The 15,573-nt window shown below is 65.4% G+C and carries 18 protein-coding genes, 1 tRNA gene and 1 pseudogene; 2 read left to right on the forward strand and 18 right to left on the reverse strand.

Annotated features, from left to right (window positions below):
- Positions 1-17: 17 nt before the first annotated feature.
- Positions 18-788, forward strand: a complete 771-nt coding sequence (locus M3C25_RS01285; RefSeq protein WP_259854638.1) for an SDR family NAD(P)-dependent oxidoreductase — start codon at positions 18-20, stop codon at positions 786-788.
- A gap of 93 nt (positions 789-881) precedes the next feature.
- Here M3C25_RS01285 and M3C25_RS13230 read toward each other — a convergent pair whose 3' ends face one another.
- From M3C25_RS13230 to M3C25_RS01295, 3 genes and pseudogenes are all read right to left on the reverse strand, one after another.
- A complete protein-coding gene (locus tag M3C25_RS13230; RefSeq protein WP_511261550.1) occupies positions 882-1,469 on the reverse strand; it encodes a cation transporting ATPase C-terminal domain-containing protein in 588 nt (195 codons plus the stop codon).
- A gap of 6 nt (positions 1,470-1,475) precedes the next feature.
- A pseudogene (locus tag M3C25_RS13235) lies at positions 1,476-2,219 on the reverse strand (HAD-IC family P-type ATPase); the annotation flags it as partial.
- Positions 2,220-2,604: 385 nt separating this feature from the next.
- A complete protein-coding gene (locus tag M3C25_RS01295; RefSeq protein ID WP_259854640.1) occupies positions 2,605-3,822 on the reverse strand; it encodes an alpha-hydroxy acid oxidase in 1,218 nt (405 codons plus the stop codon).
- 205 nt (positions 3,823-4,027) lie between these two features.
- Here M3C25_RS01295 and M3C25_RS01300 point away from each other — a divergent pair.
- Positions 4,028-4,100: transfer RNA gene (locus tag M3C25_RS01300), tRNA-Ala, on the forward strand.
- 248 nt (positions 4,101-4,348) lie between these two features.
- Here the strand turns inward: M3C25_RS01300 and M3C25_RS01305 are convergent.
- From M3C25_RS01305 to M3C25_RS01375, 15 genes are all read right to left on the reverse strand, one after another.
- A complete protein-coding gene (locus M3C25_RS01305) occupies positions 4,349-4,504 on the reverse strand; it encodes a hypothetical protein (RefSeq protein ID WP_259798430.1) in 156 nt (51 codons plus the stop codon).
- Complete coding sequence (locus M3C25_RS01310) at positions 4,497-5,741, reverse strand: sensor histidine kinase (RefSeq protein ID WP_259854641.1); 1,245 nt, start codon at positions 5,739-5,741, stop codon at positions 4,497-4,499. The genes M3C25_RS01305 and M3C25_RS01310 overlap by 8 nt, the downstream gene beginning before the upstream one ends.
- Positions 5,738-6,427: a response regulator transcription factor gene (locus M3C25_RS01315; protein WP_259854642.1), complete on the reverse strand. Its 690-nt coding sequence runs from the start codon at positions 6,425-6,427 to the stop codon at positions 5,738-5,740. Before M3C25_RS01315 ends, M3C25_RS01310 begins: the two co-directional genes overlap by 4 nt.
- 34 nt (positions 6,428-6,461) lie before the next feature.
- Positions 6,462-7,661 carry an ABC transporter permease gene (locus M3C25_RS01320; RefSeq protein WP_259854643.1) on the reverse strand — a complete coding sequence of 400 codons (1,200 nt, stop codon included), beginning with the start codon at positions 7,659-7,661 and terminating at the stop codon, positions 6,462-6,464.
- The gene (locus M3C25_RS01325) at positions 7,658-8,365 is read right to left on the reverse strand and encodes an ABC transporter ATP-binding protein (RefSeq protein ID WP_259854644.1); all 708 of its coding nucleotides are present in this window, start codon (positions 8,363-8,365) and stop codon (positions 7,658-7,660) included. The genes M3C25_RS01320 and M3C25_RS01325 overlap by 4 nt, the downstream gene beginning before the upstream one ends.
- Positions 8,365-9,423, reverse strand: a complete 1,059-nt coding sequence (locus M3C25_RS01330; protein WP_259854645.1) for an efflux RND transporter periplasmic adaptor subunit — start codon at positions 9,421-9,423, stop codon at positions 8,365-8,367. The genes M3C25_RS01325 and M3C25_RS01330 overlap by 1 nt, the downstream gene beginning before the upstream one ends.
- The gene (locus tag M3C25_RS01335; RefSeq protein ID WP_259854646.1) at positions 9,420-9,941 is read right to left on the reverse strand and encodes a hypothetical protein; all 522 of its coding nucleotides are present in this window, start codon (positions 9,939-9,941) and stop codon (positions 9,420-9,422) included. Before M3C25_RS01335 ends, M3C25_RS01330 begins: the two co-directional genes overlap by 4 nt.
- A gap of 325 nt (positions 9,942-10,266) precedes the next feature.
- Positions 10,267-10,422, reverse strand: coding sequence for a hypothetical protein (locus M3C25_RS01340; RefSeq protein ID WP_259798386.1), 156 nt, complete (start codon positions 10,420-10,422; stop codon positions 10,267-10,269).
- Positions 10,423-10,467: 45 nt separating this feature from the next.
- The gene (locus tag M3C25_RS01345; RefSeq protein WP_165884211.1) at positions 10,468-10,605 is read right to left on the reverse strand and encodes a hypothetical protein; all 138 of its coding nucleotides are present in this window, start codon (positions 10,603-10,605) and stop codon (positions 10,468-10,470) included.
- Between the two features lie 100 nt (positions 10,606-10,705).
- The gene (locus M3C25_RS01350) at positions 10,706-10,837 is read right to left on the reverse strand and encodes a hypothetical protein (protein WP_259854647.1); all 132 of its coding nucleotides are present in this window, start codon (positions 10,835-10,837) and stop codon (positions 10,706-10,708) included.
- 218 nt (positions 10,838-11,055) lie between these two features.
- On the reverse strand, positions 11,056-12,192 hold the full coding sequence (locus tag M3C25_RS01355) for a diaminopropionate ammonia-lyase (protein ID WP_259854648.1): 1,137 nt from the start codon (positions 12,190-12,192) through the stop codon (positions 11,056-11,058).
- Positions 12,193-12,345: 153 nt separating this feature from the next.
- Positions 12,346-12,963, reverse strand: coding sequence for a DUF6264 family protein (locus M3C25_RS01360; RefSeq protein WP_259854649.1), 618 nt, complete (start codon positions 12,961-12,963; stop codon positions 12,346-12,348).
- A 146-nt stretch (positions 12,964-13,109) separates the two neighbouring features.
- The gene (locus M3C25_RS01365; protein WP_259854650.1) at positions 13,110-13,598 is read right to left on the reverse strand and encodes a hypothetical protein; all 489 of its coding nucleotides are present in this window, start codon (positions 13,596-13,598) and stop codon (positions 13,110-13,112) included.
- 142 nt (positions 13,599-13,740) lie between these two features.
- A complete protein-coding gene (locus tag M3C25_RS01370) occupies positions 13,741-15,360 on the reverse strand; it encodes a sodium/proline symporter (RefSeq protein WP_259798376.1) in 1,620 nt (539 codons plus the stop codon).
- A complete protein-coding gene (locus M3C25_RS01375; RefSeq protein WP_259854651.1) occupies positions 15,357-15,521 on the reverse strand; it encodes a hypothetical protein in 165 nt (54 codons plus the stop codon). Before M3C25_RS01375 ends, M3C25_RS01370 begins: the two co-directional genes overlap by 4 nt.
- Positions 15,522-15,573: the final 52 nt, after the last annotated feature.

Raw genomic sequence — 15,573 nt, forward strand, 5'->3', positions numbered from 1 at the left:
CAACCGACGCACCGTAGGTGCAGCAGTGGGACGAGAAGATCACCCCCGGCCGTTTCGAGAACAAGACCGTCATCGTCACCGGAGCAGGAGCCGGCATCGGCCGTGCCACAGCCCTGCGCATCGCCCGCGAAGGCGGGAAGGTCATCGCCTGCGACATCTCTGCTGACCGCTTGGCTGACCTGGAGCAGGAAGCATCCGATCTGACCATCACGACTCTCGCCGGGGATGTCAGCGACGACAGCGACGTTGCCAAGATCGTCGACGCTGCCGGCGAGCGCATCGATGGTCTGGCCAATGTGGTCGGCATCATGGACGACTTCTCCCCCGTCCACGACGTCAAGGACGACATCTGGGACGCTGTCCTGCAGGTCAATCTCACCGGCGTCATGAAGCTCACCCGTGCGGCCGTGAGGGTGATGCTGCCCCAGAAATCCGGCAGCGTCGTCAATGTCGGATCCGAGGCTGGTCTTCGCGGTTCGGCCGCCGGCGCGGCCTATACCGCGTCGAAGCACGCGCTCAACGGACTGGCGAACAACAGTGCGTTCATGTATGCCGAGGAGGGCCTGCGCTTCAACGCGATCTGCCCCGGCGGTGTCGCCACCGGCATCGAAGCGAACTTCGGATCTGAGTTCGCTGCCGGGCGCCTGCCGAAGCACTTCGGCCTCGTTCCGGGCCTGCCCCCGACCGCGCAGCAGCAGGCAGCACTCATCACCTACCTGCTGAGCGACGATTCGTCGAACATCTCCGGTGCGATCATCGCCAATGACGGGGGCTGGGCCGGCGTCTGAGCAGCCTGTGCCACACCTCGGAAGCGGCAGACGGCTGCCGCACCGCACTCGTGCGGCAGCTGTCTGCCATCAGCACATGAGGAGCGAGCCGAGTCAGCGTCGCCCGACCATCCGCACAACTGCCCGCCGCGGCTCCTCGACGATGACGAACACAACCGCACACGCGATGACGAGCAGCCAGTGCTCGCCGTCGAGCGGCACGGTCGAAAACGCGGTGTTGAGAATCGGCAGGTAGACGACGAGCAGCTGCAGCAGCAGGCCCGCAGCCAGCGCCAGCCACAGCCAATGATTGGTGCACAGGCCGGCGAACATCGTCGTGTGCGCGTGCCGAACCGACAGCGTGTTCACCAGCTGCAGGATGACGAGCACGGTGAAGGCGACCGCCCGGCCGGTGGCCGCATCGTCAGCTCCGGCGATGAGCCCTCCGGGCAGGCACGCATCCAAGGCCAGCGGCGACAGCACCGCCATGACGAGTCCGGTGCTGAGGATCCGCGCCCATTCGCGTCGGTTGAGAGCACGCTCATCGGGTCTGCGCGGCGGCCGGCTCATCGCCGCATCATCGACCGGATCGACACCCAGGGCGAGCGCGGGTGTGGAATCAGTGACGAGGTTGACCCACAGGATCTGGGTGGCCAGCAGCGGCAGGATCACCGCACCACCAGCGTCGATGAGACCGAGCACCGAGGCGAAGACAACACCGCCGAAGACGGTGAACACCTCGCCCATATTCGACGACAGCAGATAGCGCAGCACCTTCCGCAGGTTGTCGTAGATGCCGCGGCCCTGTTTGACGGCGGTGATGATCGAGGCGAAGTTGTCGTCGGCGAGGATCATCGTCGCCGCACCATGCGCAACCTGCGTGCCGGTGATGCCCATCGCCACGCCGATGTCAGCCCGCTTGAGCGCCGGTGCATCGTTGACAACGTCGCCGGTCATCGCCACGACGTGACCGTGGTCCTGGAGGTGCTTGACGATCCGCAGCTTGTGGCTCGGGTCGACGCGAGCGAACACGGACGTGGTCTCCACCGCCTCGGCGAACTGCTCGTCGCACGGTTCGCTCAGCTGCGCGCCGGTGAGCGTCTTCGGGTCGTCGATCCCGAGGTCTGCGGCGATCCGCTCAGCCGTCAGCGGGTGGTCGCCGGTGATCATGATGACCCGGATCCCAGCCTGCTGCGCCTGGGCGATCGCGGCCTTCGCCTCCGGCCGGGGCGGGTCGATCATCGCCACCAACCCGACGAACGTCAGCCCGTGCTCCATCTCCTCACCCAGGCTCTCCCCGGGATTCTCCCCCGCGCCCGAGGCGGTGGGCACCTCGCGCACGGCCACGGCCAGTGTCCGGTAGGCCTGCCCAGCCAAGATGGTGACCTCCTCATCGAGACGTTCGAGCGCCTCGGGGCTGGCCTCGACGTCCCCATCTGCCGTGCGCACGTGGGTGCACCGCGAACTGGAGACTCATCGTTGGCCCGAGAAGCGCGCATCCCACACTGTCATCGTCATCGAGATCGTCGACCACCACGGAAGTTGACCGCTGCGTCTGACCAGCGAGGAGGATGCCGCGACTCCCGCCAAGACTCCTGACCACATCGTTTCCACTACCGCCGCGACATCAATGCCGTTGTGTCACGTGCCGAGGAGCTCGGCATTGCCCCCAGCATTGTGCTGGGACGCACCCAATGTGAGACGACCAACGACTTCGCGTGGGGGCACGACCTCAAATGCAAAGTGCATTTCGAGCCGAATCGCAGTGCACGCGCACAAGCATGATCGGAGCTTGCCGGGTCCCTTCTGAACCCGACCGCAGCTGAGAAGATTCAGCTCACGCACGGGCGTGCCGCAGCAGCTCTGCCCCGTGACCGCGCAGTTCGGCCACGCTCGTGACGCCGAGCAGCTGCAGGGTGCGGGTGAGCTGGCTGCGCAGGATGTCGATGACGTGAGCGACCCCGGGTTCGCCGGCAACGGCCAGGCCGTAGAGGTAGGGCCGGCCGATGAATGCGGCATCAGCGCCGTGGGCGAGCGCGACGGCGATGTCGGTGCCATGACGGATCCCGGAGTCGACGAGCACTGTGAAGTCCTCCCCTGCCGCGGCACGCACCGGGGCGATGAGGTCGAGTGGAATGACGCTGCGGTCGAGCTGCCGGCCGCCGTGATTGGACAGGTGCACCCCGTCGACGCCGAGCTGCTGGGCGCGCACCGCATCCTCAGGACTGACGGGTCCCTTGAGCAGCAGCGGGCCGTCCCACAGCGAGCGGATCCAGGCCAGGGCGCTCCAGTCGAGGCTGGGATCGAACTGCTGGGAAATATTCTCGATCGTGTAGCCGGCATCGGAGCCGGAGACGTTGGCGAACTCGATCATCGGGCTGGCCAGCATCTGCATCCAATAGCGCGGGCGGATGGCGATGCCGGCCAGTGCTGCCGGGGTCAGCCGGGGTGGGATCGTCAGACCGTTCTTCACATCGCGTCCGCGGAATCCGGAGACATGCGTGTCGACGGCGACTTCGAGCACGCGGAATCCCGAGGCGGCAGCCCGGGCGATGAGTTCGGCGGTGAGGTCGCGGTCCTTCCACACGTAGAGCTGGAACCAACGATCGGCCCGACCGACGGGCGGCACGGCGGCAACGTCCTCCAGCGAGGTCGAGGCCATTGTTGAGAGCACGTACGGCAACCCGGCCGAGGCGGCGGCGCGGGCGACAGCCGGCTCCCCAACCGAGCTGATCATCTTCGTGTAACCGGTTGGTGCAAGGCCGAAGGGCGCTGGGGCACTGCGGCCGAGGATGTCCGTGCTCAGGTCGACGGTGGTGACGTCCCGCAGGGTGCGAGGCTGGAAGCGCCAACCGGCGTACGCCTCGGTGTTCTCCCGCAGGGTGACCTCGTCGTCGGCGCCACCGGCGACGTAGTCGAAGACGGGACGGGGCAGGGCTCGGCGGGCTGCCGCCTCGACGTCCGAGATCGTCCGACAGTGGGAGCGGAAGCGTTCCAGCCGGTCGAGCTCGGGACGCTGCAGACGCACAAGGCTCAGCGCTTCGTCGATCCTCATGCGCCCGCCTCGGGCGCGGTGCCTATGGAAGCAGTCATCCTCCGACCTTAGCTGCGCCCGAAACGTGTCCGCTGGGCCATCTGGCAGTCGTCGTCCGACATGTCGGGCATTCCATTCCGGCGGTTCGGATGGCCACGAGATGGGCCGGCAGTTGGCGCGACGATGACGGAGGAGTACAGTGTTTCTGTCGCCGCACTGCGGCTTCGGGGCTATAGCTCAGTTGGTAGAGCGTCTCGTTCGCAATGAGAAGGTCAGGGGTTCGATTCCCCTTAGCTCCACGTCAGATGCAAAAATCGAAACTGCCCCGCCCGATGGCGGGGCAGTTTTGTTTCTGCGGTGACGTGCGCCGGGACGTCGGTGTTGGTGTGGGCGAGGATGCTGGCGGTGGTCTCGCCGGGTGCGTAAGTGGAGTTTTCTCGGTCTTCGATGGTAATGCGGGTGAGCAGGGCGCGGTTGTGAACCGTCCTGGATTACGTCCCTAGATGGCTGGTGAAGACAGTTCATGGTTGGTGAGGCTTGGGGTGCATCAAGGGTTTCGGACGATCTCTTGAGGCGAGAGGATCGAGATCATGGCAGCGAGTTCGAGACGGAAGTTCAGTCCGCAGTTCACGGCCGGGGCGGTGCAGTCGGGGCTGGTGCCGTCAGCGGAGAACACAGACGGAGTCTCCTCCTGCTCACTCACCGGCTGAGGATAATCCTCCAGCCTGCCCATCTGCGGCTTCTGTCTGCTCCGTGGCTGCTGTCGGCCCGGCCTCAGCACAAGGCAGAGTGACGGTCACGATCAGCCCGCCACCGGGACGGGCGGCGAGGTCGAGTCTGCCCCGTGAGCGATCGACGATCGCTGCGACGATCGCCAACCCCAACCCTCGGCTGTTTCCAGCCGCTCTCCCCTGCCCAGTGCGAAACGGCTCGGTCAGCCCGGCGACCACCTCGGGATCGAGCAGCTGGCCGGCGCTCTCAATCCGCAGTTGCGCATCCGCTGCCCTTTCAGCAGCCGGCACCATGGCAGTGCACACTCTGATGAGACCACTGTCACAGTTGTGCCGGACCGCATTCTCAACCAGGTTCTGCACCATCTGGACGAGCAGCCGCCCCTCACCCTGTGCAACGGCCGGAGCCAGGCGGCGTTCGACGCTGAGCCCCCGTGCAGAGGCAGCGGGAACATACTGGTCGACGACTTCGCTGACGATCTCGTCGAGTTCGACCGCAGTCGCCTGCTGCTCCCCGGCTTCGACTTCCGCGAGATCCAGCAGCGACTCGACGGTGCGTATACTGCGCGCATTCAGGTGCGCCAGACGTTCGAGCACCTCCCGGTTGACTGGATCCGGCTTAGCAAGCGCAACGTCGATGATCGTCTTCGTCGCAGCCAGCGGGGTGCGCAGCTCATGCGAGGCGTTCGCCGCGAATCTGCGCTGTGAGGCGTTGTAGCGTTCGATGCTGTCGAGCATCGTATCGAAGGTCTGTGCCAGGTTCACGATCTCATCGCGCGGCCCGCTTAGACCGATCCGGTGGTCCAAGCGCCCGCTGGCTGCAATCCGGGCGGCCTCGTTGATGCGTGCGAGTGGACGCAGCATCTGCCCGGCCAGCCACCATGCGGCCAGAGAGCTCAGCGCAGAGAGTGCTGTGAGCACCACCGCAGAGACGGTGATGAGCAGTGTGATGAGATCTTCCCGGCTCTGCACCTCGACCGCAAAGCTGCCGCCATCCGGGTGGTCGGGAACAATGATGACCGACTCTCCGTCGTCGTCAGCGGCAACCGGACCGAATGAGTATTCGGGACCGAACCCCAGATAGGCCACGAGCACCGTCAGCAGCACGACACCGCAGATGATGACGAGAACCGCATAGGAGAACGCCAGCCGGGTACGGGCACTGAACCGGTGGTGGCGAGGCAACCGGCCGCTGTGTTTGGTGGTCATCGTGGACCTGCCGTCGCGTCTGGAACGTCCGGGTCGACCGTATAGCCGACGCCCGGCACGGTCCGGATCGTCCAGGGCTCGCCGAGCTTGCGGCGCAGGGCGCTGATCGTGACCTTCACCGACTGCGTGAAGGGATTGGCGTTCTCGTCCCAGGCCTCGGTCAGCAGCTGTTCAGCGCTCACCACCCGGCCGGGCTCGCGCATGAGCGATTCCAAGACCGCGAACTGTTTGGGGGTCAGCCGGATCTGCTGGCCGTTGCGGGTCACCTCGTGCCGGAACGGGTCGAGCGTCACGCCACCTGCGTGATATCGGGCGGGTCGAGGTGTGAAGCGCCGTCGGCCCAACGCCCGTACCCGCGCCACCAGCTCTTCGAATTCGAAGGGCTTGGCCAGATAGTCATCTGCGCCCAAGGACAGCCCGTCGACTTTCTCCTGCACCCGGCCAGCGGCCGTGACCATGAGGATCGCCGGTCGATCAGCTTCCTGGTCGAGCCTGCGACACACTTCGTCGCCATGGACGCCGGGGATATCTCGGTCGAGCAGCATCACATCGTACTCGGCAGTTTCGACTGCAGCCAGCGCCTGATGTCCATCTGAGACAACATCAGCGGAGATCAACGACAGTGCGAGGCCTTCGCGGATGGCCTCGGCCATATACTGCTGGTCTTCAACGATCAGTACCCGCATGGTCGGCTCCCAGTGGTGAGTGTGCTGGAAAGGATCATGTGCTCAGCGCTGCTGTCGGCGAGGTGTCGGCAGCCCTCATCGCCGGCAGCACACCAGCGACAGCACCAACGATGATGGTGATGGTGATGCCGAGCAACGGGACAATGAGCGGGATCGTCGGTGTCCAGCCGTTGATAAGCGATACGGTGACTGTGCAGACAGCACCGAGCACGATTCCAGCTAAGCCGCCGTAGGTCGCCAACAGCACCGATTCAATCATGAACTGCTTGCGGATGTGCGCCCGGGTGGCCCCCAAGGCCCTGCGCAGACCGATCTCCCGCCGCCGCTCCATCACGGTGATGATCATGATGTTCGCCACCCCGATGCCGCCGACGAGCAGCGCAATCGACCCGACTCCGACGAGCAGGCCGGTGAAAGCAGTGTCGATGGCGTTCTGCGCAGCGAGGGTGTCAGACGGCCGGCTGACGCTCACTTCATTGGGTCGCTGTGCGTTCAGCGTCGAGGGAATGAGGTCGCGCACCTGAGAGACGGAGTCCTCCGCTGAACGTTCGAACAGGGTCGTCGGCGAGCCTGAGAACTCCAGCTGCTGCTGCGCGTGGGCTCCACCGACGAGCACAGATGTGTTGAGCTCTGGGGCCAAGGCTGAAGGCTTGAGGATCCCAAGCACGGCGTAGTCGGCTCCGTTGATGATGACGTGCGATCCGGGGGTGGCGATTCCGAGGCGTCTGGCTGCGGTGGCACCGAGCACAGTGGTGGGGTACTGGCCAGTGGCGCGGTTGAACCAGGCTCCGTTCCGCAGCTGGGTCGAGGTGACGCTCAGCAACTGTTCATCTGCCGCGGCGACCGTCAGCCCGTTCGTCTGGCCGGGATCGATGTAGGTGTTGCGGTATGCCTGCGCTCCTTCCAGTTCGGCGATCCAACTGACCTGTTCGACACCGTCGATGCGGCGCAGGCGCTCTGCGGAGTCGGCAGGCAGCGAGGTCTTATCACCGTTGAAGGACTCTCCCGGGGAAACAGTCAGCATATTGGTGCCAAGGGCTGCCAGCTGCTCCTGCACTCTGGCTTGGCTCGACAGGGATATTCCGATGACCGAGATCATCGCGGCGATGCCGATGGCGATTCCTAAAGCGGAGAGAGTCGCCCGGGCCGGATGCGCGCGGACGCCGTGCCAGCCCAGGCGCAACAGATCGATGCTACGAAGCCGGGAGGTGTGTGTGGTGGTGGGTACGCTCACTTCGTGTCACTTTCGTGCAGAACCGGGCCGGTGTCGGATTCGACAGCACCGTCGCGGATCGCGATCTGGCGCGGAAACCGTGCAGCGACCTCCCTGTCATGGGTGATGACCAGCACGGTGGTGCCGGCCTCATTGAGGTTTTCGAGGATGCTCATGACCTGGGCGCCCGAACGTGTGTCGAGGGCGCCGGTCGGTTCGTCTGCCAGCAGCAGCGGCGGGTGGCCGACAACCGCACGTGCGATCGCCACCCGCTGCCGCTGTCCGCCTGAGAGCTGCTTCGGGGTGTGCCCGGCCCGCTCGGCCAGACCGACACGCACCAGGGCCTCATGAGCGCGCTCTCGCCTTTCATGCAGCGGCAGCCCACGGTACAGCAGACCGGATGCGACGTTGTCGACTGCGGTCTGCGACTCATCCAGGTGGTACTGCTGGAAGACGAAGCCGATGAGGTGTGCCCGCAGTGCCGACAGCTGAGCATCACTGGCATCTGAGGCGCGGTGGCCTGCGAGCAGCACCTCCCCGCTTGTGGCCCGGTCGAGCGTGCCGATGAGGTTGAGCAGCGTGGTCTTGCCCGAACCGCTCGGCCCGATGATGGCGACGCGCTCGCCTGCGCAGACGTCGAAGCTCACCGAATCAAGCGCCGTCGTCGGAGGTGATCCGTAGCGGCGTGAGATGCTCTGAAGGGACAGCAGTGGATCCTGGGGCATCATTCCCCCACCGCCACCTGGTCACCTGCTGCCAGTTCGCCACCGGTGACCTCCACCATGTCATCGGCGAACTTCCCGAGCTCCACCGGCACCCGCTTGACAGCATCGCCCTTGACTGCATCGACGGCGAAACCGCCGCCGGGTTGGGCGAGCAGGGCGCGCACCGGAACCGCAAGTACGTTCTCAGCAACTGTCCGTGAAGCCAGCACGCTGACGGGTACGTGCGCATAGGAGCCGGCGTCGGAGGGATCCTTCAGCGCCACCCGCACCGGAACCTTGACACTCTTCTTCCCCGAGTCGTCTTCCTTCTCAACCGCAGGTTCGATCTTCTCGACGACACCTTCAGCCTTTTCGCCGTTGGGCAGACCGACTGTGACCTCTTGCCCTTCCTGCAGCAGATCCTGCTGTTTGGACTGCACCTCGGCGGTGGCGAACAACGTCGTGTCTGTCACTTCGAGAACACTGCCGCCAGCCTGTCCGCCAGCTTCCACCAGCTGCTTGTTGACCCGCACATCCCGTGGCAGGAACACCACTCGCCCACGCTCGATCTTCTGGTTGCGCGGCAGGCCGACGGCCTTCTGCCACCGGCCGACCGCAGCTGAAGTCGAACGATCGAAGCGCTGGTTCGGCTTGCCTTTGAAGTAGCCGAGCTCGGCGAGGTTCTCCTCCAGCTGTTTGACATCACGGCCCTTCGACATACCCATTTCGAAGTCCCGCCACGCCGGCAGCTCACCGCGCATCGCCAAGACGGGCCGGTCATCGATGCGCATCAGCTCATCGCCTGGCCGCAGAGTGCTGCCGGGGGCTGCCACGGATGTCAACGTGCCCGACAGCCCGGTGCCGACCGAGCGGGTGGGCCCGTAGCCGAGCGTACCTTTGACCTCGACCCGCTCAGTGAGATCCGTTGTCTCAGCGGTGACGGTCTCGACGGCAGCGGGCGAAGCCGCCGGCACCTCGTCCTGCGCCCTATCAGCCATTGCGAATCCACCTGCACCAGCTGCCAGCAGACCAGCTGCGACCAGCGAGACGAGAACAGCGCGCCGCTTGCGCGCGGTCATTGCTCCACACCTGCGCCGACCTGAAGGCCAGCACCAACTGAGCACCGCTCGACATCCTCCGGGTCAGCGTCCGGCACACCGCTGATGACCGGCCCGTCCCCCGAACCGAAGTCCGGATCCGGCACATCGTAGCCGGCTTCGCGCATGCACTTGGAGAACCTCAGCAGCTGGGTCTCCAGCTCCTCGTCACTGACGGCGTCCGCGTCCTGCGGTGGCGGGCCGAGCTTCTCTTCACAGGTTTGCAGAGCCCGGTCGAAGTCGCCGCTGTCTTCACTGCCTCCGAAGGAGCCATCCGCGTTGACGGGGATACCGCCGCCGTCGGCAAGCTCGATGCCCTCATCGCTCATGCAGCGGGTGAAGTCATGCTGCCACTGCTCAACGCTCGATGCACTGTCAGCACCAACCCCCGTGTCCTCTTCCGTCCCCTCGCCGGCGCCTCCGCATGCGCTGAGTAGGAGCACAGCACCGCACAGCGCCGTCGAAACCTGGACCACACGGGGCTTCACGATCTGACGCATCTCATTACCTCCATCAAGTGTGTCTGCTGTCGACAGCTTTCCTGCCGACGACCCGAACAGCGGGACACGACCCAGCCTTGAACACTCGTGGTTGCCAGAAGGTAAAAAAGTGGGACTGCTGAGGATTGACGTCATGACTGGATAGATTCCAGGAGGGATCGAAGTCTTGGCCAGCTGTACTTCCTCCGTGAGGCTGTGAACGCAGTCGTCTGGTGAGAGTCCCCTCGCCCAGGGTCACGATCCACGCGTCGTTGACACCGCCGTCGGCACCGAGTCAAGTGACGCCGGCTCCGAAACGAAGAGCCTGGGGTCGGGCCTATCACCCTCACAGCACCGTCAGCGCATCTCGCAGGATCGGCAGCAGCAGGATCTGGATTCCACCGGTGAGCAGGAAGAAGCCGGTGGCGATGAAGCCGAGGACCGTTGCGGCATCGGCCAGCCGATAACCGGGCTTGACGTCGCGCAGCGCCCCGGACACCACGACCGCAGAGACGATGAGTCCTACCAGCTGTCCGATGACGGCTGCTCAGAGGACGAACCAGTTGAAGCCGTGCCCGAGCCCGAATACTCCTTCGAGGGTGTGCGTCATCGCAACCCCGAGACCGAGGTAGATGACAGTGACGATTCCGCCGGCTGAGCCCAGCACCGACCACACGAGCACCACGATGCCGAAGGCGAATCACACCGTGGGATTCGCATGCGTCAGTGGCTGGTTCACAGGCGGTGGTGCCTGTTGCATGGAACCTGATTCTGGGGCGGATGGCTCAGCTGTTCTCTCGTTCCAGGGAGGCTGGACGCTCCGGGCGCTCTTCGCGGGTCGCCGACCGGTTGGGAAACAGCAGCCCGGAGATGAGTCCGGCGACCGCAGCTCCGGCCAGCGGAGCGAGGAAGAACACCCACACCGGTGCAATCGCGTCACCGGCGGCGAAGATCGCCGAGCCGCCGACGAAGACGAGGACGAAGGTGCCGAGGAATTCGGCGGGCGATCTTCGAGGTCAGAGAACGAGAGTTCATTGCAGAGCTCTTCGATCGGCAGTTCTGGGAGCTTGGATCAGCAGCCGGAGTCCAGGACGTTGCCACAGCACGCGGCACAGAGGCACCGGACTCCATCAGCTCAGCCGGAGATGATCTCTTCGTAGGCCGCCTGATCAGTGGCACCTTCAGTCGAGAAGACGAGAACGACGTCGTCGCTGGAGAGACCGAGTGTGTCACGGTGGGCGAGCAGCCCTGCGAGTCCGGCCGCGCCGCTCTCTCCGGAGACGACCTCGTCGCGGACGAGCAGCCGCATCGCCTCACGGGCATCGTCGTCGGTGACGGTGACGAAGGCATCGAAGCCATGCCGCATGTCCGGCCAGGCGATCGGGGATGGCGTGCCGCAGTTGAGGCCTGCCATGATCGAGGTCTGCGGGCCGGGGATCTCAGTCATCTCACCGCACTCGATGCTCACCGTCACGCAGTCGGCCAGGGTCGGTTCGACGCCGATGAGCCGCGGGCCCTGCTGGCGGGCGAAGCCGCGGACCGCGGCAGCGGCGAAGGCACCGACGCCGATCTGTGCAGCAACGACCGTCGGGGCTTTAGCCTCACCGGCAGCGATCGCCTCATGAACCTCGGCCATCATCGTCGAATAGCCGTCGATCACCCAGGCCGGTGGGTCGGTGTAGCCCTCCCACGAGGTGTCCGACACCACCAGCACGTCGTCGCACGCGACCTCAGCGCTGCGGCGGATCGCATCGTCGTAGCCGCCGTCGACGACCTCGATGACAGCGCCTTCGGACTCGATGGCGGCGATCCGGGCGGGCACCATGTCCGCCGGCACGAAGATCCGGGCGCGCAAACCCAGCAAGCGGGCCATGACTGCAACGGCCCGGCCGTGGTTGCCGTCGGTAGCTGCAGCCAAGGTCAGCGTCTGGCCCGACTTCTCGAGCGCAGCACCGAGGCGAGCGCGCAGCTGTGCGAACTCCGCAACTTCGACGACATCGACGCCGAGCCATCCGGCGAGCACCCGGCAGGTGGCCCAGGAAGCGCCGAGGATCTTGAACGACGGGGTGCCGATGCGTTCCGATTCGTCCTTGAGATAGACCTCAGCCACTCCCAGCGCTTCGGCTGCAGCTGGGAGTGCCCGAATTGGAGTCGGCACATAACCGGGCAGGCTCTGATGGAAGGTGCGAGGCACCACCGCGCCGGTGTCAGCGGTGGAAACCACCGCCTCGGGTGCGGCGAAGGGGTTCGTCACCACGCGGCGGGCGGTCATCGGCAGCTCCTCTGCTCAGGGGGATACTCCCGTCAGCTTAGCTACAGGCGGTGGTGCCGGTGCGCCCGACAGGCGGTCGCCGGGCACCGTGCGAGGCGCAGCACTGCTCAGGTGCCCGGATGCGAGGGCTCGGGCACACCTCGGGCGCGGTGCTCACAAGGCGAGTGCGTCGAACAGGATCGGATACAGCGGCAGCTGGAGCACACCGATGAGCAGGAAGATCGCAGTGGCGACGAAGCCGAGCACCATCGCAGCGGTGGCGAACCGACGGCCCCGGCGGTGCTGCCGCAACCCGACGAGGGCGACGGCGAGCGCGATCACGAAACCGAGCAGCTGGCCGATGAGCGCCGTCCACAGGATGATCCAGTTGAACCGGTATTCCGGTTCGGGTCCGAAGACGCCGTCGAGCGTATGGGTCATTGTGACCCCGAGGCCGAGGTAGCCTACGGTTGCCACGCCGCCGGCAAGCGCCAGGAACGACCAGGCGAGCACCGCGATTCCGGCCGGGAACCACAGCGTCATCCTCGGCCGCGGCGGGGGTGCGGGGGTCGCGAGTTCAGCTGGGCCGGCCGATGCGTGCCGGCCTGCTCGGGCGGGTGATGGTGGACGGGGTGGTGGAGCGGGTGGCGGGTTCAGAGGTTCTCCCGTGTGACGGCGCCGGACCGGCAGGCACCCACTTCGAGGATCTCTGCAACGAGTCCGGAAGTGACAGACGGAGGGTCCATAGTCATGGTGATGCCTTTCCCGCGATGGTCCCTGCCGCGCAGGCAACAGGTGGCTTCAGGATACGTCAACGGCAGGCAGAAGTCTCTCGAGTCGGGTCAATCGTGATGCTCCCGGTCGCGGGTGGCGTGGCACAGCGGATAGCGGCACCACGGCAGTGTGAGACTGCAGCAGCGGATGAATCGGGTGCCGAGCTAGAGCTTCTCGGCGTTCATCACCCAGTGCGAACCGTCGAAACCGTCAACCAGAAGCGTCGCTGCGAGCTGTCCGCGACGGGCGTCGACGACCCAATTCGGCTTCAACACCGCCCGCGGCTCTGCCGGGAAGAGCTCGAAGCTCATCCCCAGACGGAAGCGTTTGCGCAGTGCGGTGGCTACCAGCTGACACGCCTTATCGGCCGTGTTGATGCCCGGCCCTGACATATGAGCTTGGGACGGTGAGGGCACATCGACGCCGTTGATGGGAATGCTGGAGATGAGACTGATCCCGCTCTTCGCATCCACCATGACCGATACAGTCGAACTGTCGGATCCCGTCTCGTCCCGTCGTGTGGCCTTCTCACGCCACAGCTCGGAGATCCGGAAGCGACGTCCACGTGTGCGCCGAGCGCTGACGTCCACTGACCAGAATGGGTGGTGCACCAGCGTCGCTGCAGCTGCGCCTCCGCCGATCTTGCGCCGCACGATGTCCTCGGCTTCGAATTGCGTGATCGTCGGGTTGAGACGGAGGGCAGTGCATGCGCCACTCTGCCAGTCCGGTGCCTCGGCACGGGGTGCTCCCGGAGCCGAGGCGCCCTGACCCGCGTGCCGGCGTGGAGACTTCGGACTACTCATCAGACTTCCGCGCATGTGGGTCGTCTGCTCCAATGCTCTCCGAGGCAGCGCTGCCGGTGGCCGGAGCGCTGAGCTGTTCTTCGGCGACCGGCAGCTGAGCTGCGAGGACATTGTTCTGCCCCATCGCCAAGCGAGCCGGGATTGGTCCGACCTTGTCCGTCTCCACGAGCACCTCGCGAATGTGGGCTGGCACCGGGTTCGCCTTCTGCGTCGCCAGCGACACGACGATCAGGGTGAGAGCAGAGATCACAACACTGGCCATCGGGTCGACGGAGGTGAGCTCCGTCAAACCGCCGAGCTCCCAGACGATCGGCACGATCGTGCCGACGATCATCGAAGCGATGGCGCCGGCGGTGTTCGCCTTCTTCCACCAGACAGCGGCGACATAAGCGGGCACGAACGCCGTGCCGAGGATTGTCGTCGCGAACAGCACGACGTCAGCGATTCCCGGTGCCCGGGTTGTGGCGATGATGTAGCCCAGGGTCGCAAACGCCAGCACGGTGATCCGCGAGACCCACACCGACTGCTTCTCCGTCATGGACGGGTTGATGAAGCGCTTGAAGAGATCATGCGAGGCGATCGTGCCGGTCTGCAGCAGCAGCGCGTCAGCGGTCGACATGATCGCGGCCATGATGGCAGCCATCACGATGCCGACGGCGAAGTTCGGCAGCACGAGCTCTGCCACGCCGAAAACCGCCATCTCCGGGTTCGCCAGGTTCGGCAGTAGCACGAGTGCCATGACGCCGACGATGTAGGGCGCCGGGACGAAAAGCAGGTTGAACCCGGTCGAGTACAGCGCTGCGGTGCGGGCGACGGAGGGCTTCTTCATCGCCATGTGGCTGACGTTGACGTGCGGGTAGCCCATGTAGCCGATCGAGAAGATCAGCAGCGCACCGATGACGAGTCCCCACTTGACGGATTCGAAGCCTTCGGGGCCCCACATCGTCAGAAGATTCGGATTGATCTCAGCGACTGCCTCGTTTCCGGCAGTCAGACCGCCGACGGCGATGAGCGTGCCGATGAGGATCCACAGCATTCCGATGACCATGACGATGGCCTGCACGAAGTCGGTGTAGGCCACAGCGAGGTAGCCGCCGAGGAACGTGTAGAGCACGATGACGCCGATGGCGACGAGCATGGCCCACTGGAAGGGGATGCCGGTGACCATCTCCAGGCCCTGACCGCCGGCGATGAACTGCGAGAGCACGTACATGAACATGCAGCCGAGGCCGATGGGCGCTGCGATCGCACGCGTCCAGGCCGACGGGTAGCGGTGTTCGAGGTATTCGATCGAGGTGAGAGAGCCGAGCATCTGCGAGAGTTTGCGCATCCGACGGCCGAGGACGGATAGGTTGAGCACGCCGCCGCCGATGTCGCCCATGGCGTACCAGAGGCCGAAGTAGCCGTTGGTGTAGCCGAGCGAGCCTGCGCCCTGGAACATGTAGCCCGACATCGACGATGACTGCAGGCGCAGGGCGGTGACTGCCGGGCCGAGGCTGCGCCCGCCGAGCAGGAAGCCCTCTTCGTCCTTCGAGCCGGCGCGCACCGACCACAGACCGATCCCGGCCATCGCGACGAAGTAGACGATGAGGAAGATGACTTCGATGCTCATGAGACACCCCCGGCGGCCGGACGCGCACCGGGTGCGGCACCATCGGCGTCGTCGGGCAGCTCGACATCCTCCCGGCTCCAGCCGCGGGTGCCGAAGAAGAAGATGAGTGTGTAGGCGATCCACAGCAGTGGGATGCCGACAATGATGAGGATTGTCGCCATTGGCAAACCGAACATTGGGTTCCTTCCGTCCTGAGGGCTGAGTCAGTCGAGC

Source organism: Brevibacterium luteolum (genome assembly GCF_025147615.1).
Classification (GTDB): domain Bacteria; phylum Actinomycetota; class Actinomycetes; order Actinomycetales; family Brevibacteriaceae; genus Brevibacterium; species Brevibacterium luteolum.